The sequence below is a fragment of the Urechidicola sp. KH5 genome (assembly GCF_054661455.1).
Genome location: NZ_BAAFSW010000003.1, coordinates 299,520 through 315,232 on the forward strand (window position 1 = coordinate 299,520; position 15,713 = coordinate 315,232).

A 15,713-nucleotide genomic window follows, 5' to 3' on the forward strand; every position below is an offset into this window, starting at 1 on the left:
AAACGCTTAGCTAGTAAAATAGCCTTTCATAATACCGCGTTGTGAATTTCTAATAAATAAAATAATATCATCTCGCTCGTTTGTAGCTTCCATTTCAGCTTCAATTTTTTCAAGCGCTTGAGTATTGTTGTAATTCTTTTGATACAAAATTCTATAGATATTCTGTATCTCTCTAATTTTTTCTGTTGAGTACCCTCTCCTACGCAGTCCTATTGAATTAATCCCTACATATGATAACGGTTCTTTTGCTGCCTTTGTAAATGGAGGAACGTCTTTACGCACCAATGATCCACCAGAAACCATAGCATGCTGCCCTACATGGATAAACTGATGAATGGCCGATAACCCCCCAATGATTGCATGATTACCGATTACTACATGTCCTGCCAAAGCAACACCATTAACAATGATAGCATTATGACCGATATGACAATCATGAGCAATGTGAGCTGTTGCCATTATCAAGCAATTATCTCCAATTTCTGTTTTTCCTGAAGCTTTAGTACCTCTATTTATGGTAACACACTCACGAATTGTAACATCGTTACCAATAACTGTCAAAGAATCCTCTCCTTCAAATTTCAAATCTTGTGGAATTGCAGATATTACTGCACCTGGAAAAATTCGACAGTTTTTTCCAATTCTAGCACCTTCCATAATCGTAACATTTGATCCGATCCAAGTACCAGAACCTATTTTTACATTAGAATGAATAGTAGTAAATGGTTCTACTACCACATTTCGTGCAATCTTAGCATCCGGATGGATGTATGCAAGTGGTTGATTCATAGTTTATTTTTTTACGATTTGAGCCATTAACTGAGCTTCTGTTACCAATTTATTGTTTGAATATGCATAAGCTTGCATATGACAAATTCCACGGCGAATCGGAGTTATTAACTCACAACTAAAGATTAAAGTATCTCCAGGTAGCACTTTTTGCTTGAACTTAACATTGTCAATTTTCATAAAATATGTCAAGTAATTTTCAGGATCTGGAACAGTACTTAAAACTAAAATACCTCCACATTGAGCCATTGCTTCTACTTGCAATACTCCTGGCATTACTGGTGCTCCAGGGAAATGTCCGACAAAGAATGGCTCATTCATTGTAACATTTTTCATACCTGCTACAGTAGTATCTGTAAGTTCTAAAATCTTATCGATTAATAAAAAAGGTGGCCTATGTGGTAAAATATTCATGATTTGATGAATGTCCATCAATGGTGGAGAATTCAAATCATATTGAGGTACTTTATTTCTCTTTTCAGTTTTAATAATCTTGGCTAATTTTTTAGCAAACAAGGTATTAACCAGATGCCCAGGCTTATTGGCAATAATCTTTCCTCTAATTCTTGTTCCTACTAATGCTAAATCGCCGATAACATCCAATAATTTATGACGTGCTGCCTCATTGGCCCAATGTAAAGTTAGATTATCCAAAATACCATTAGGCTTAACAGAAATCGTTTTTTTATTGAATATCTTCTTCAGTTTTTCTGTTGTTTCCTCAGAAATTTCTTTATCCACATATACAATTGCATTGTTTAAATCTCCTCCTTTAATAAGATTATTAGCCAATAACATTTCTATTTCATGTAAAAAACTAAATGTACGGGCTGCTGCAATTTCTTCCTTAAAATCACTTAAAGTATCTAATGAAGCATTTTGTGTGCCTAAAATTTTAGTACCAAAATCTACCATAGTTGTTACTTGGTATTCTTCTGCAGGCATCAATATAATTTCGCTTCCGGTTTCAGGATCTTTGTAAGAAACAATATCCTTAACTATGTACTCTTCTCTTTCTACATCTTGTTCAGCTATCCCTCCTTTCTCAAGAGCTTCGATAAAAAACTTAGAGCTACCATCCATTATAGGAGGCTCTGGTGCATCTAACTGAATAATTAAGTTATCAATTCCTAAAGCGTAAGCTGCTGCCAAAACATGCTCAGAGGTATTGATTTGCACACCATTTTTCTCTAGGTTTGTTCCTCTTTGAGTTGTAACCACATATTCAGCTTTTGCTTCAATTACTGGGTTACCCTCCAAATCAATTCGTTCAAAAGCAAAGCCATTATTTATAGGAGCTGGTTTAAAGGTCATGGTAACTTTTTGACCAGTATGTAAACCAACGCCTGAAAGCGATACTTCTTGTTTTATGGTTTGTTGGTTATGATTCATTATTATTTTTTAATGCTTTTATTTCTTTTTCTAATTCATTTATAGTTTTTGCCAATTTTGGTAAGTTTTTAAAATATACATACGATTTGTTATAATCTGCATATCCTAATGCAGGTGAACCCTGAACAGTTTCACTATCTTTTAAACTTCTACCAATACCAGATTGTGCTTGAATCCGCACATTTTTACCAATAGTTATATGACCCACAATTCCAACTTGACCTCCAATTTGACAACCAGACCCAATTTTTGTAGACCCTGCTATACCTGTTTGTGAAGCAATAACTGTATTCTCTCCTATTTCTACGTTATGTGCAACCTGAATATGATTATCTAGTTTCACACCTTTTCTAATGATCGTTGAACCAAGAGTGGCTCTATCAATAGTTGTAGCTGCTCCAATATCTACATTATCTTCTAAAATCACATTTCCAATCTGTGGCACCTTATTATAAACACCCTCATCATTAGGTACAAAACCAAATCCATCAGCACCAATTACAGAACCAGAATTGATCATACAATTCTTGCCAATTACTGTATCTGAATATATTTTTACACCAGAAAAAATAATAGAGTTATCTCCAATAGTTACATTTTCTCCTATGTAAGAGTTTGGATATACCTTAACATTGTCACCCATTTTTACATTATCTCCTATATAAGAAAAAGCACCTATGTAAGGGTTTTCACCAATTGTAGCCGTAGCACTAACAAAGCTTGGTTGCTCAATACCTGTTTTAGAAAGTTTTATTTGATTGTAAAATTCTAATAATTTTGAAAAAGATTGATATGCATCCTCAACCTTTAATAAAGTTGAACTTATCTCTTTTTCAGGTTTAAAATCTCTATTGACAACAACAATAGATGCTTGAGTTTCATATATATAATGGGTGTATTTTGGATTCGATAAAAAAGTAAGCGATCCCTTTTTACCTTCTTCAATTTTAGCGAGTGTAGAAACCTCCTCTAAAGGATTACCTACTACTTCTCCATCTAAAATTTCGGCTATTTGATTGGCGGTAAATTTCATTAGTGCAAAAGTATGAAAAATCTGACTGTTTTAAAATGTAGTTTTTGGGTAGCAGATAAAATGTTTTACAACCGGTTTTGCCAAAGTACGTATGTTTAAATTATCTGATGCTTCTACTACATCTTTTACAGACCCATCTTTATATAGAATATTTATTTGATTTTTAATTTCGCTGTAAGCTTGATTTGACACTGAATCATGAATAAAATAATACTCTAATACATCTTCACTTATATTAAACTTATCCTGCACTTTTTTACGTTGTGCTGTTAAATAAGAACTTTCAAATGGTTCCGTTTGAATCTCTATTTGATACAATTTCCTGTTCACCAAACTTTCTGCTAAATAGCTCAACACAGAATCATCATTTACAATCCATTCTTTAATGGCTCCTAATACATCATAATCATCCAACCTAGAAAAAGTTTCTAATGTTGCATCGTTAAAATTATTGGCTGTTAATTGATGTTCTAAAAAATAAGTTAAGGTGGCACTTGCTTTTACTTCTTTTCCTTCTTGAACTAACTCTTTGGCGCGTTTAAGTAATTTAACTAGTAATTTCTCTGCCACTAATCCAGTTTTATGAAGATACACCTGCCAATACATTAATCTTCTCGAAACAATAAATTTTTCAACACTATAAACTCCTTTCTCCTCAACTACTAATTGTTCATCTTTAACGTTCAGCATGGTAATTAACCTATCAGAATTAATATTCCCTTCTGAAACACCCGTATAAAAACCATCGCGTTTCAAATAATCTAAACGATCCATATCAAGCTGACTGCTAATAAGTTGATTTAAGAATGGTCGATGGTAGTTTCCTTTAAAGATTTCAATAGCCAAACTCAATTTACCTCCAAAAAGAGTATTTAACTTTTCCATGAATTTAATTGAAATCTCTTCGTGACTAATACCAGTTACTATACTATGTTCTAAAGCGTGTGAAAATGCACCATGACCAATGTCGTGCATTAAAATTGCCATAACCACAGCATCCTCTTCTGCCTTAGAAATGTCAATATTTTTAAACTGTAAAACTCTTACTGCGCGTTGCATTAAATGCATACAACCGATCGCATGCTGAAATCTTGTATGATGTGCTCCAGGATATACTAGATAAGACAACCCCATTTGACTCACTCTTCTTAATCGTTGAAAATAAGGATGTTCAATTAAATCAAAAATTAATGAGTTTGGAATCGTAATAAAACCGTAAATTGGGTCGTTAAGTATTTTGAGTTTATTGGTTTTTTCTTTCGCCAAAATAAAGTGTTTTAAAGATTGATGAAACTGTTTAGTCAATCTTAAGTAAGAACTACAATTTCAGTAACAAACAAATATAACAAATAAGCATGAGTAACATACACATTTTATGGGCAGATGATGAAATAGAATTATTAAAGCCTCATATTATATTTTTAGAAAAAAAAGGGTATCAAGTTACTACATGTACCAATGGAGCAGATGCTATTGATTTGATAGATGAAGAAAATTTTGATGCGATTTTCTTAGACGAAAATATGCCTGGACTTTCAGGATTAGAAACGCTTACTGAAATTAAATCTAAAAACGAACATCTTCCAATCATAATGATTACCAAGAGTGAAGAAGAATACATCATGGAAGACGCTATTGGTAATAAAATTGCTGATTATTTAATTAAACCTGTAAATCCAAATCAAATACTGTTAAGTCTTAAAAAGAACTTAGATCATTCAAGGTTGGTTTCCGAGCGTACTACCCTAAATTATCAACAAGAGTTTAGAAAGATTGCGATGGATTTATCTATGGTAAACAGTTTTGAAGAATGGGTAGATATGTATCAGAAGCTACTTTATTGGGAGCTTCAACTAGACACAATTAAAGATGCTGGCATGGCAGAAATTTTGGAAAGTCAAAAGCAAGAAGCAAATACACAGTTTTTTAAATTCATCAAAAACAATTACGAGGATTGGTTTGATGGAGAAGATAAACCAACACTTTCTCATACCTTATTTAAAGATTATGTGGTTCCTAACTTAAATAAAGAGCAAGGCACTTTATTTGTTGTAATTGACAACTTACGTTATGATCAATATAAATTGATTGAACCTTTGGTTACAGACTTTTATAAAAAGCAAGAAGAACTACCTTTTTATAGTATTTTACCCACAGCAACCCAGTATTCTAGAAATGCAATTTTCTCGGGTTTAATGCCTTCTGAAATGAACAAAATGTATCCTCAATATTGGAGAAATGATACGGATGAAGAAGCAAAAAACTTGTATGAGAATGAATTTTTGACAGAACAAATTAGACGTTTAGGACTCGGATTAAAACATGAATACTACAAAATAACCAATTTAAAATCAGGGAAGCAATTGGCCGATAGTTATAAAACTACAAAAGACAATGACCTAACTGTTGTTGTGTACAATTTTGTAGATATGCTTTCGCATTCGAAAACAGAAATGGCGGTTATTAAGGAGTTAGCAGATGACGATAAAGCATATAGATCTTTAACTGTAAGTTGGTTTAAAAATTCTCCATTAATTGAAATTATTCAAAAAGCCAGAGATATGGGGCAACGCTTAATTATTTCAACAGACCATGGCACAATTAACTGCAAGACACCATCACAGGTTATTGGAGACAAGAATATTAGTGCCAACTTGAGATATAAAACTGGTAAAAGTTTGAGTTATGCTGAAAAGGATGTCTATGCTGTAAAAAATCCAAAAGACATTTTCTTACCCTCACTACACATGAATAGCTCTTTTATTTTTGCTAAAGAAGATTTGTTTTTTGCATATCCTAACAATTATAATCACTTTGTAAAGTATTACAAAAACACATATCAACACGGGGGAATATCCTTGGAAGAGATGATTATCCCTTGTGCAATTTTCGATCCTAAATAATCTAATTATTACTTCTTGACTAGCTTTGCTAATTGAATTACATTTGAATTCCAAAATTCAGAGGGAGCACATGAAGCTTACATATGCATTACATTCAATATCAGACATTGCAAAAGAAGTAATTAAACAAAGTACTTCAAAGATTCTTGTTTTTCATGGTAAAATGGGGGCTGGTAAAACCACACTTATTAAAGCTATTGCAAAAGAACTTGGAGTTTCTGATGTTGCTAATTCGCCTACATTCTCGTTAGTTAACGAATATGTCGCAGGGGATGGAACAACCATTAATCATTTTGATTTTTACCGAATTGATAATGAAGAAGAAGCATATGATATGGGTTTTGAAGACTATTTATATAGTGATGGATGGTGTTTTATCGAATGGGGTGAGAAAGTAGAAAATTTACTACCTTTAGACGTTGTCAATCTTCAAATCACAATTGAAGATAACAATAAACGCACCATTCAAATCAACTAAATATGAGTCAAAAATCAGCATCTCCATTTAGCAAAGAACAATTGATGCCTCAAGCTGAAATGCTTGAAATTAAAAGGCAAAAAGGAGAATTGTTTATTGGAATTCCGAAAGAATCATACGCACAAGAAAAACGAGTTGCATTAACACCAGATGCTGTTTCTGCATTAACCTCGCATGGCCATCGTGTAGTTATAGAGTCCGGAGCGGGAGATGGTGCTAATTTCTCTGACAAAGAGTATTCAGAAGCAGGTGCTAAAGTTTCGTATGATACCAAAGAAGCCTTTTCATGTAATATCGTTTTAAAAATTGCACCTCCTTCGTATGAGGAGGTAGAAATGATGCATCCGCAAAGTATATTATTTTCTTCATTACAATTAAAAACGCAAACAAAGCGATATTTTGAAGAATTGGCTAAAAAAAGAATTTCTGCTATTGCTTTTGATTTTATTCGCGATGAACAAGGTACTTATCCTGTAGTAAAGTCATTAAGCGAAATTGCTGGAGTTGCTTCTATTCATTTGGCGAGTGAAATTATGAGTTCTGATGCTAACGGTAATGGACTTTTATTAGGAAACATAGGAGGGGTACCTCCTACGGATGTTGTTATATTGGGGGCAGGTACTGTAGGTGAATTTGCTGCGAGATCTGCGCTTGGTTTAGGTGCAAGAGTGAAGGTTTTTGATAATTCGTTATCTAAATTGCGAAATCTTCAACACAATTTAGGAACATTAATTTATACCTCTACCATCCAACCTAAAACCTTGCATAAAGCTTTAAGACGTTGTGATATTGCCATTGGTGCTATGCGTGGTAAAACAAGAGCACCTATTTTGGTGTCAGAAAGCATGGTAGAAACAATGAAAGAAGGAGCTGTTATTGTAGATGTTAGTATTGATCGTGGTGGTTGTTTCGAAACTTCAGAAGTTACGTCACACAAAAGTCCAACCTATGAAAAACATGGGGTCATTCATTATTGCGTGCCTAATATTCCTTCTAAATATTCTAGAACTGCCTCTGTTTCAATTAGTAATATTTTTACGCCTTATCTTCTAAATTTAGCCGAAGAAGGTGGTTTTGAAAATGCTGTAAGATTTGATAAAAGTCTACAAAAAGGTATGTATTTTTACCACGGAATTTTAACCAATAAATCTGTTGCAGATTGGTTTCAATTGCCTTTTAGAGATATTAATCTTTTGATTTTATAAATGAAATTACCACAGCGTTTAGCCTACTACGGATTTGGACTTTTAGTCGGATCAATGATTGTTTATTTTATTTGGCAAAAAAAGAATACTCGATTTGATTATATGCCAAATGCACGTGTTTTAAAAGATATTAGAAATAGTACCCATCAATTTTCTGAAAATGCTTTAAAAGCAAAAGAAACCTTTCAATTAGATTCAACTGCAATGACTACTGTTTTATTTGAAGGCTCTGTGAATTTTGATAAAAGTAAGCCAAGAGAAAAACCTTGCAAAACCTATGTGATTGAAAGTAGAGTTAAGCAGCAAACCTTGCGCTTTACCGTTAAAAAGTGTGATAGCATAAGTACGTTTGAAGTAATTGAAAAACTGAACTAAGAGTTATCCTCCAAATAACGCTCTCGTATTTTCTTGATACTCTTTATAGATTTTTCCATCCAATCTATTTTTTTAAAGAATTTTTCATCTTCTGTAAGTTGCCAAGATAAATCGGTTAGACGCAGTCTTGAGGTAACATCTTGTAAAGTAATAGCAGCCGCAACCGACACATTCAAACTTTCCGTAAATCCAACCATAGGAATCTTAAGATACCCATCGGCCTGATCTAAAACCATATCTGATACGCCCTCTTTTTCTACTCCAAATACAAATGCCGACTTTTTAGAAATGTCAAACTCATGCAAAAAACATGAATCGTTATGAGGCGTAGTAGCAATAATTTGATATCCCTTTGCTCTCAAATCATCTAAACACTTTTGTGTATTATGACTTTCTTGATTGTATTTAATAAAATCTAACCACTTTTGAGATCCCTTACCAACTTGATTAGACATATAACTTTTATAGCGATTTTCAATAATATGAACCTCTTGAATACCGAATACATCGCAACTTCTAACAACAGCACTTGTATTATGCTTTTGGTATAAATCCTCTAATACAACAGTAAAATGTTTGGTACGTTGGTTTAAAACTTGGTCAAATAAATTGCGTCTATTTTCTGTAACAAACTCTGAAATATAGTTAAAGTAGTCTTGCTCTTTAGGAGTCATCCTATTTTGAAATAATTTTAATTAATCCTCGGTATAAAGCTCCATTTGAAATCACACTCCCCTGTTCTATCAATTCAAAAATCTCTTGATTTCGTTCTTTTAAATATGGTTTTTGACCTTTAAAATATGAGATAGTACTGTCTTGTGAATTGTCTAAGAACCACTTATAACTGGTCTTGTCAAAGAAACTAAACCCCTCTTTTTCTACCTGCACAACTACCCGTAAAATTTGTTCAGGAGCACAATAAAATAAATTCATAGCTTTTTCTGAAGTATGCTCTAAATATTCTGCTTTACCCAAAACTCTATCCCATACAAAATCACTAAAAACTTCTAACTCTTGTTGTGCTACTTCTGGTTTGTTTTTTTTGATTTCGTGCCACTCATTGGCATCAATTTGTTGTGAAGCTAGAAACGTTGCAAACTCTTCGTGCAATTCTTCAAATTGCTCTTTTGTCAATAATCTATATTTCATATTTCGTCATAAAAAAACCGTCCACATTGTGGACGGTTCAAAGATATTATATTTCTGTTGAGTATAGAAAGAGTTTATTCTAAACCCAAATCAGTATTAATTACTTTGTTTCAGGAATTACTTCAAATTGAATATCAGCAACTACTGAACGGTGTAAACGGATTGTTGCATTGTAAACACCTAAGCTTTTTACATTACCACCGATTACTTTAATGAATTTCTTATCAATTGCTTGACCAGCTTTTTCTAAAGCCTCTGCAACGTTAATGTTATTAACAGAACCAAATAATTTAGTTCCTTCACCAACTTTTGCAGCAATCTTAATTTCTAAAGCTTTGATAGCTTCTGCAATTGCAGTAGCATCTTTTACTTCTTTCTCTTCTTTAAAAGCACGTTGCTTCAAGTTTTCAGCTAATACTTTCTTAGCAGATGGCGTTGCTAATACAGCAAAACCTTGAGGAATCAAATAGTTACGTCCGTATCCATTCTTAACGGTTACGATATCGTCTTTAAATCCTACGTTTTCTACGTCTTGTTTTAATATAAGTTCCATATCTTCCTCGTTATTATTTTAATAAATCTCCAACATATGGCATTAACGCTAAGTGACGCGCTCTTTTAATAGCCACAGATACTTTACGTTGATATTTCAATGAAGTACCAGTCAAACGTCTTGGTAAAATTTTACCTTGCTCGTTTACTAAATACATTAAAAAGTCAGCATCTTTATAATCAATATACTTGATACCGTTCTTTTTAAATCTACAGTATTTCTCTTCTTTCTTAGTCTCAATGTCTAATGGAGTAAGGTATCTAACATCACCTTTGTTACCTCCTTTTGCAGATTGTTCTAAACTTGCCATAATAGATTATTTTTTAGCTGCTTTATTACGTGCTTTACGCTTTTCAGCCCAAGCTACAGCATGTTTGTCTAATTTTACAGTTAAATAACGCATAACGCTATCATCTCTTCTGAATTCTAACTCAAATGGCGCAACTACGTCACCTGCAGCTTTAAATTCAAATAAGTGGTAAAATCCACTTTTCTTGTGTTGGATTGTGTAAGCTAATTTTTTTAAGCCCCAATCTTCTTTGTGGATCATTTCGGCACCTTTAGAAACAAGATAGTCCTCAAACTTCTTTACTGCTTCCTTTATCTGAGTTTCAGATAAAACGGGATTCAAAATGAAAACAGTTTCGTAATGATTCATAATTCTTAAATTTAATTTACTTTTTGAGCGTGCAAATATACGCTTATTTAATCAATCAACAAGTCTAATAAACATTTATTTAAACTACATTTTCAGTAGGTTTTCTGTTCGTTTTAAAAATGCGCTATGAACTGATTAAATAAACTTTTATTTTTAAATGATTTTTATCAGCTTTTCTTGCCTCAATAAAGCTTTAACTTTGTAAAAAATTTAATGCTAATGAATAAAGCAGTATACATCGCGACTAGCGAACCTAATAGCGGCAAGTCTATCGTAGCTCTTGGCTTAATGCAATTACTATTGGGTACAACACCTAAAGTGGGCTATTTTAGACCTATTATTGATGATTTGTATCCACATAAAGAAGACAATCATATTAAAACCGTTTTGTCTTATTTTAATCTAAACTTTAAGCACGAAGATGCCTATGGGCTTGTGCGCAGTGATTTTATTAAAAAAAGAAATCAAAATAAGGACGGTGAAATCATTGATATTATCATTAACAAATTCAAAAAGTTAGAAGAACAATACGATTTTGTATTGGTAGAGGGTACCGACTTTTCTGGAGAAGGTGCCGCCATAGAATTAGATGCCAATATTTGGATTGCAAAGAATTTAGGAATACCTGCGATTTTAGTATCGAGTGGTGTTTCTAAAAATATGGATGAGTTTCTCGGTGACTTATTGATTGCTTATGATTCTTTTGTAGAAAAAGATGTTGAAGTTTTAAGTGTTGTAGCAAATAAAATTCAACAAAAAAATGTTGAAGATGTATATAATGGCATGCACAAACATATTTCTAAAGATGTATTGGTTTCTGTTTTACCAATGGTAAACAATTTAAATAATCCATCTATTAAAGAAGTTGTAAGTGCTTTAAAAGCTGAATTGTTAATTGGAGAAGATCAACTAAACAATGAAGTTGCTAGCTTTAAAGTTGGCGCAATGCAATTGCGCAATCACCTTACTTATTTAGAAGAAAATTGTCTCGTTATTACACCTGGTGATCGAGCAGATATTATTCTAGGCGCATTACAAGCAAATATTTCAAGAAATTACCCTTCTATTTCTGGTATAGTTTTGACTGGTGGTTTAAAACCAGAGCCTCCAATAATGCAATTGATTAATGGAGTTGATAAGCAAATCCCCATTTTATTAACCGAAGAAGGGACTTTTGAAATCGCCAATAAAGTTGGGGCTATTCAATCGCATGTTTATGCAGACAATAACACAAAAATTCAAGGATTGATAGAGACTTTTGAGAAGTACTTTGATATTGATGCCTTACGTGTAAAATTTGCAGATTCTAAATCTGGAGGAATTACACCAAGAATGTTTCAGTACAAACTTTTAGAAACAGCCAGAAAGTCTAGAAAACATATTGTTTTACCCGAAGGAGCAGATGAACGCGTATTGCATGCAGCTGCTCAATTAATTGCAACAGATATTGTTGATTTAACATTATTGGGTAATGTTGAAGCAATTAAAGCCAAAGCCAACGCTTTGGGAATAGATATCTCACAAGTTCAAATTATTGAACCGAATACTTATAAACATTTTGAAGATTACGCTCAAACATTTTATGAATTACGTAAACATAAAAATGTGAGTATTGCAATGGCAAGAGATATTATGGAAGACGTATCGTATTTTGGAACTATGATGGTATATAAAGGGCATGCAGATGGAATGGTTTCTGGTGCTGCACATACCACACAACATACGATTAGACCCGCATTGCAGTTTGTTAAAACCAAGCCAAATGCCAATACGGTATCATCTGTATTTTTTATGTGTTTAGATGATCGTGTTTCTGTTTTTGGCGATTGTGCGATTAACCCTAATCCTACGGCAGAACAATTAGCAGAAATTGCCATCTCATCAGCAGATTCTAGTAAAGCATTCGGAATTGAACCAAAAGTAGCAATGCTCTCCTACTCATCAGGATCATCTGGTACAGGAGCCGATGTGGATAAAGTAAGAGAAGCAACAGAAATAGTAAAACAAAAACGTCCTGATTTAAAAGTTGAAGGGCCTATTCAATACGATGCTGCAGTAGACAAGAATGTTGGTAAAAGTAAATTACCAGACTCTGAAGTTGCTGGAGAAGCGTCGGTATTGATATTTCCAGATTTAAATACAGGTAATAACACCTATAAGGCAGTTCAAAGAGAAACAGGTGCTGTTGCCATTGGGCCAATGTTACAAGGCCTTAATAAGCCCGTGAACGACCTTAGTAGAGGTTGTACTGTAGACGATATTTTTAACACTGTAATAATTACAGCAATTCAAGCGCAATCAGAATAATGAATATTTTAGTACTCAATTCAGGAAGTTCTTCTATCAAATACCAAATTTTTAAAATGCCACAAGCAGAAGTTATCTGCTCTGGTTTGGTAGAACGTATCGGTCAAGAAAATGCCGAAATTCATTTTAAGACAACCATTTTTTCAAAGGATGAAACCCTTCCAATTCCAAATCACAAAAAAGGATTAGAAAAAGTGGTTTCTTGGTTATTAGACAAAGATTTTGGAGTAATAAGATCTACTAATGAAATTGATGCCGTAGGTCATCGTGTTGTGCACGGTGGTAGCAGTTTTACAAATACCACAGTTATAACAGATGAAGTTAAAGCTAAGATTAAAAACCTATTCTCTCTGGCTCCATTGCATAATCCGCACAATTATGAAGGAATTGAAGTAGCCGAAGGCATCTTTAAAAATGCCAAACAAATTGCTGTATTTGACACTGCATTTTTTCAAACTATTCCAGAACAGTCACATCGCTATGCGATTCCCACAAAATGGTATAAGGAGCATAAAATAAGAATGTATGGTTTTCACGGTACAAGTCATAAATACGTTTCAGAAATGACCGCTGCTTTTTTGGGAGCAACGGCCTCGAAAATAATTACTGTACACCTCGGTAATGGGTGTAGCATTACTGCTGTGCAGAATGGTAAAGCTGTAGACCACTCATTAGGGTTTAGTCCTATTAATGGATTAATAATGGGCACTCGTAGTGGAGATATAGACCACTCTATGATATTTCATCTTGTCAACAATTTGGGGTATGATTTAAATGAAGTAAATAGTACGCTACAAAAACAAAGTGGTATGCTCGGTTTAACCGGTCATAGTGATTTAAGAGATATTGAATCAAAGGCCTCTGAGGGTGATAAAGATTGTCAATTGGCTTTGCATATGAATGCCTATAGAATCAAAAAATACATCGGTGCTTATGCTGCCACTATGAATGGCGTTGATGCTATTGTATTTACTGCGGGAATTGGTGAAAATTCTAATACAATTAGAGGTTTGGTGTGTGAAGATATGGAGTATCTGGGTATTGATTTAGATCAAACGATAAATAGCGAGCGCTCCAAAGAAATTAGAATTATTAGTACCACCACATCAAGAGTAAAAGTGTTGGTTATTCCAACAAATGAAGAATTAGAAATTGCAAAACAGAGTTTTAAGTTGATAAATTAGTCTTAAATCCTTATTTTAGGTAAATTAAAACTATCAACATGGCTGGATTGGGACATATGCTTCATACTTCTCAAACAATTAAAAATAATTGGGAGAACAGAAAGAAAAATCGAAAAGATCGGAAAAAGAAATTTTATACTACAAATCATAATAATGCCAAACTAAAAGGACCTCAAGTATCTCCAGCGGAATTAGAAAAGATAAAATCAGAAATTAGATTAAGAGGAAAAAAACAACGTAAGAAGAATCTTACATTATTCTTAAGTATAGGAATATCATTATTTGCATTGATTTATATAATTTACAAACTAAATTATTTGCGTCACCATAATTTGTTATAAAGCAATATCAATTGGATATTTTTAAGGGAATTGTATTTATTTTCGATTAACTAAACACTCTTAAAGCAACATTATAAGCACTTTCAAAAGTCATTGGTTTTACTCCAAAGTCTGCCTTTTCTTTTGTAAAATAAGATACTAACTTTTCTGTAGGCATATTACCTGTTAATTCGTCTTTTGCCATAGGGCAACCACCATAGCCTTTAATGGCTCCATCAAAACGTACACAGCCTGCTTTGTATGCTGCATCTACTTTTTCAAACCAAGTTGTTGGAGTTGTATGCAAATGCGCTCCAAATTCTATGTTTTGATATTGCGGAATCAAGTTTGAAAACAAATATGAAATTGTACCTCCATCTGCCACACCAACAGTATCTGACAACGATAATATTTTAACACCCATATTAGCCAATCGCTCTGTCCACTCCCCTACAATATCCACATTCCAAGGATCTCCATAAGGATTTCCGAATCCCATAGATAGATAAGCAACCACTTCTTTTTTATTTGAATCGGCAATGTTTAGCAATTCATCAAGAATACCAATACTCTGGTCAATCGTTTTTCCAGTATTACGCATTTGAAAATTTTCTGAAATAGAAAAAGGATACCCTAGATAATCTATCTCTTCAAACTGTAAAGCATCATTAGCTCCGCGAACATTGGCTACAATGGCTAATAATTTACTTGATGTTTCGTTTAAATTTAATTTGCTCAACACTTCCGCAGTATCCCTCATTTGAGGAATTGCTTTAGCCGAAACGAAACTCCCGAAATCTATTGTATCAAATCCTACTTTTAGTAGCATATTAATATAATCAGCCTTTAATTGGGTAGGAATAAAATGCGATTTGATGCCTTGCATAGCATCTCGAGGACATTCGATGAGTTTCACCTTTTTCATTCCTCAAATATATGAATTCAGCCTCTAAAAAATGCTGTTTGTCTATTTTCCATGGTCTTTTCAGAAGTAAGTAATATTTTTATGAGTTAAATAAAAGATTATGAAAAAATTATCAATCCTTGCATTGTTATGCGTAATGATAGCGGGTGTTTCTTGTAAAAAAGTAGGTGGTGCTTGTGAATACATTGATTACGTTGTTAAGGCAAATCCGACGTTTATCGATGGAAATCTAAAAGGAGATTTTATAGTTTCTTTCCAAGCCTTAAATTCTGAAGACGAAGTATATCGCATTGAGAGTAGTGAATTTTTTGATAAAAGTGAAGACATAGAACTTACGGAATTACAAAATAAGGACGCCATATTTACCATTACAATGGAGCAAATTTCAAAAGGAACTTGCACACCAGTTGTTATTATTAATGTAGCCTTAGATCAACCTTAA

General features: G+C 33.3%; 18 protein-coding genes. 8 read left to right on the forward strand and 10 right to left on the reverse strand.

All coding sequences use genetic code 11. From position 1 onward, the window contains the following. Nucleotides 1-6: 6 nt before the first annotated feature. From lpxA to ACYQ5R_RS09770, 4 genes are read right to left on the reverse strand one after another with little or no spacing between them, the layout of a single operon-like run. Nucleotides 7-789: an acyl-ACP--UDP-N-acetylglucosamine O-acyltransferase gene (gene lpxA / locus ACYQ5R_RS09755; RefSeq protein ID WP_460190752.1), complete on the reverse strand. Its 783-nt coding sequence runs from the start codon at nt 787-789 to the stop codon at nt 7-9. Nucleotides 790-792: 3 nt separating this feature from the next. Then, the gene (locus ACYQ5R_RS09760; RefSeq protein ID WP_460190753.1) at nt 793-2,181 is read right to left on the reverse strand and encodes a bifunctional UDP-3-O-[3-hydroxymyristoyl] N-acetylglucosamine deacetylase/3-hydroxyacyl-ACP dehydratase; all 1,389 of its coding nucleotides are present in this window, start codon (nt 2,179-2,181) and stop codon (nt 793-795) included. Then, nucleotides 2,171-3,214, reverse strand: a complete 1,044-nt coding sequence (lpxD, locus tag ACYQ5R_RS09765; protein ID WP_460190754.1) for a UDP-3-O-(3-hydroxymyristoyl)glucosamine N-acyltransferase — start codon at nt 3,212-3,214, stop codon at nt 2,171-2,173. Before lpxD ends, ACYQ5R_RS09760 begins: the two co-directional genes overlap by 11 nt. A 30-nt stretch (nt 3,215-3,244) precedes the next feature. Next, nucleotides 3,245-4,480: an HD domain-containing protein gene (locus ACYQ5R_RS09770; RefSeq protein ID WP_460190755.1), complete on the reverse strand. Its 1,236-nt coding sequence runs from the start codon at nt 4,478-4,480 to the stop codon at nt 3,245-3,247. An 89-nt stretch (nt 4,481-4,569) separates the two neighbouring features. Between ACYQ5R_RS09770 and porX the strand changes: the two genes are divergently transcribed. From porX to ACYQ5R_RS09790, 4 genes are all read left to right on the forward strand, one after another. Beyond that, nucleotides 4,570-6,117, forward strand: coding sequence for a T9SS response regulator signal transducer PorX (porX, locus tag ACYQ5R_RS09775; RefSeq protein WP_460190756.1), 1,548 nt, complete (start codon nt 4,570-4,572; stop codon nt 6,115-6,117). A 70-nt stretch (nt 6,118-6,187) separates the two neighbouring features. After that, entirely contained in the window at nt 6,188-6,595 is a 408-nt protein-coding gene (gene tsaE / locus ACYQ5R_RS09780; RefSeq protein ID WP_460190757.1) for a tRNA (adenosine(37)-N6)-threonylcarbamoyltransferase complex ATPase subunit type 1 TsaE, read from the forward strand. Between the two features lie 2 nt (nt 6,596-6,597). Then, on the forward strand, nt 6,598-7,800 hold the full coding sequence (locus ACYQ5R_RS09785; protein WP_460190758.1) for an alanine dehydrogenase: 1,203 nt from the start codon (nt 6,598-6,600) through the stop codon (nt 7,798-7,800). Next, entirely contained in the window at nt 7,801-8,175 is a 375-nt protein-coding gene (locus tag ACYQ5R_RS09790; RefSeq protein ID WP_460190759.1) for a hypothetical protein, read from the forward strand. Here ACYQ5R_RS09790 and ACYQ5R_RS09795 read toward each other — a convergent pair. The 5 genes from ACYQ5R_RS09795 to rpsF all read right to left on the reverse strand — a co-directional run bounded on the left by ACYQ5R_RS09795 (nt 8,172) and on the right by rpsF (nt 10,535). Beyond that, nucleotides 8,172-8,849 (reverse strand): TrmH family RNA methyltransferase, encoded by a 678-nt coding sequence (locus ACYQ5R_RS09795; protein ID WP_460190760.1) that lies wholly within the window; start codon nt 8,847-8,849, stop codon nt 8,172-8,174. The two genes, ACYQ5R_RS09790 and ACYQ5R_RS09795, sit on opposite strands and share 4 nt — an antisense overlap. Nucleotide 8,850: 1 nt before the next feature. Next, nucleotides 8,851-9,324 carry a DUF6495 family protein gene (locus ACYQ5R_RS09800; protein ID WP_460190761.1) on the reverse strand — a complete coding sequence of 158 codons (474 nt, stop codon included), beginning with the start codon at nt 9,322-9,324 and terminating at the stop codon, nt 8,851-8,853. Nucleotides 9,325-9,424: 100 nt separating this feature from the next. After that, entirely contained in the window at nt 9,425-9,877 is a 453-nt protein-coding gene (gene rplI / locus ACYQ5R_RS09805) for a 50S ribosomal protein L9 (protein WP_460190762.1), read from the reverse strand. A 13-nt stretch (nt 9,878-9,890) separates the two neighbouring features. Continuing rightward, nucleotides 9,891-10,187: a 30S ribosomal protein S18 gene (gene rpsR / locus ACYQ5R_RS09810; RefSeq protein WP_460190763.1), complete on the reverse strand. Its 297-nt coding sequence runs from the start codon at nt 10,185-10,187 to the stop codon at nt 9,891-9,893. A 6-nt stretch (nt 10,188-10,193) separates the two neighbouring features. Further along, the gene (gene rpsF, locus ACYQ5R_RS09815) at nt 10,194-10,535 is read right to left on the reverse strand and encodes a 30S ribosomal protein S6 (RefSeq protein ID WP_460190764.1); all 342 of its coding nucleotides are present in this window, start codon (nt 10,533-10,535) and stop codon (nt 10,194-10,196) included. 219 nt (nt 10,536-10,754) lie between these two features. On the opposite strand from rpsF, the gene pta reads away from it, so the two are divergent. From pta to ACYQ5R_RS09830, 3 genes are read left to right on the forward strand one after another with little or no spacing between them, the layout of a single operon-like run. Continuing rightward, on the forward strand, nt 10,755-12,842 hold the full coding sequence (gene pta / locus ACYQ5R_RS09820) for a phosphate acetyltransferase (RefSeq protein WP_460190765.1): 2,088 nt from the start codon (nt 10,755-10,757) through the stop codon (nt 12,840-12,842). Continuing rightward, entirely contained in the window at nt 12,842-14,026 is a 1,185-nt protein-coding gene (locus ACYQ5R_RS09825) for an acetate/propionate family kinase (protein ID WP_460190766.1), read from the forward strand. The genes pta and ACYQ5R_RS09825 overlap by 1 nt, the downstream gene beginning before the upstream one ends. 38 nt (nt 14,027-14,064) lie before the next feature. Continuing rightward, nucleotides 14,065-14,367 (forward strand): hypothetical protein, encoded by a 303-nt coding sequence (locus ACYQ5R_RS09830; protein ID WP_460190767.1) that lies wholly within the window; start codon nt 14,065-14,067, stop codon nt 14,365-14,367. Nucleotides 14,368-14,413: 46 nt separating this feature from the next. Here ACYQ5R_RS09830 and ACYQ5R_RS09835 read toward each other — a convergent pair whose 3' ends face one another. Further along, the gene (locus tag ACYQ5R_RS09835; protein WP_460190768.1) at nt 14,414-15,271 is read right to left on the reverse strand and encodes a hydroxymethylglutaryl-CoA lyase; all 858 of its coding nucleotides are present in this window, start codon (nt 15,269-15,271) and stop codon (nt 14,414-14,416) included. A gap of 100 nt (nt 15,272-15,371) precedes the next feature. Here ACYQ5R_RS09835 and ACYQ5R_RS09840 point away from each other — a divergent pair, with 100 nt between their 5' ends. Beyond that, entirely contained in the window at nt 15,372-15,713 is a 342-nt protein-coding gene (locus ACYQ5R_RS09840; protein ID WP_460190769.1) for a hypothetical protein, read from the forward strand.

Excerpts from the sequence above, each read along its gene's own strand:
- pta (WP_460190765.1), top strand. The coding sequence starts at position 10,755 with ATGAATAAAGCAGTATACATCGCGACTAGCGAACCTAATAGCGGCAAG.
- ACYQ5R_RS09790 (WP_460190759.1), top strand. The coding sequence starts at position 7,801 with ATGAAATTACCACAGCGTTTAGCCTACTACGGATTTGGACTTTTAGTC.
- rpsF (WP_460190764.1), bottom strand. The coding sequence starts at position 10,535 with ATGAATCATTACGAAACTGTTTTCATTTTGAATCCCGTTTTATCTGAA.
- porX (WP_460190756.1), top strand. The coding sequence starts at position 4,570 with ATGAGTAACATACACATTTTATGGGCAGATGATGAAATAGAATTATTA.
- tsaE (WP_460190757.1), top strand. The coding sequence starts at position 6,188 with ATGAAGCTTACATATGCATTACATTCAATATCAGACATTGCAAAAGAA.
- lpxA (WP_460190752.1), bottom strand. The coding sequence starts at position 789 with ATGAATCAACCACTTGCATACATCCATCCGGATGCTAAGATTGCACGA.
- ACYQ5R_RS09795 (WP_460190760.1), bottom strand. The coding sequence starts at position 8,849 with ATGACTCCTAAAGAGCAAGACTACTTTAACTATATTTCAGAGTTTGTT.
- ACYQ5R_RS09800 (WP_460190761.1), bottom strand. The coding sequence starts at position 9,324 with ATGAAATATAGATTATTGACAAAAGAGCAATTTGAAGAATTGCACGAA.
- rpsR (WP_460190763.1), bottom strand. The coding sequence starts at position 10,187 with ATGGCAAGTTTAGAACAATCTGCAAAAGGAGGTAACAAAGGTGATGTT.
- ACYQ5R_RS09760 (WP_460190753.1), bottom strand. The coding sequence starts at position 2,181 with ATGAATCATAACCAACAAACCATAAAACAAGAAGTATCGCTTTCAGGC.
- rplI (WP_460190762.1), bottom strand. The coding sequence starts at position 9,877 with ATGGAACTTATATTAAAACAAGACGTAGAAAACGTAGGATTTAAAGAC.
- ACYQ5R_RS09825 (WP_460190766.1), top strand. The coding sequence starts at position 12,842 with ATGAATATTTTAGTACTCAATTCAGGAAGTTCTTCTATCAAATACCAA.
- ACYQ5R_RS09785 (WP_460190758.1), top strand. The coding sequence starts at position 6,598 with ATGAGTCAAAAATCAGCATCTCCATTTAGCAAAGAACAATTGATGCCT.
- ACYQ5R_RS09835 (WP_460190768.1), bottom strand. The coding sequence starts at position 15,271 with ATGAAAAAGGTGAAACTCATCGAATGTCCTCGAGATGCTATGCAAGGC.
- lpxD (WP_460190754.1), bottom strand. The coding sequence starts at position 3,214 with ATGAAATTTACCGCCAATCAAATAGCCGAAATTTTAGATGGAGAAGTA.
- ACYQ5R_RS09840 (WP_460190769.1), top strand. The coding sequence starts at position 15,372 with ATGAAAAAATTATCAATCCTTGCATTGTTATGCGTAATGATAGCGGGT.
- ACYQ5R_RS09830 (WP_460190767.1), top strand. The coding sequence starts at position 14,065 with ATGGCTGGATTGGGACATATGCTTCATACTTCTCAAACAATTAAAAAT.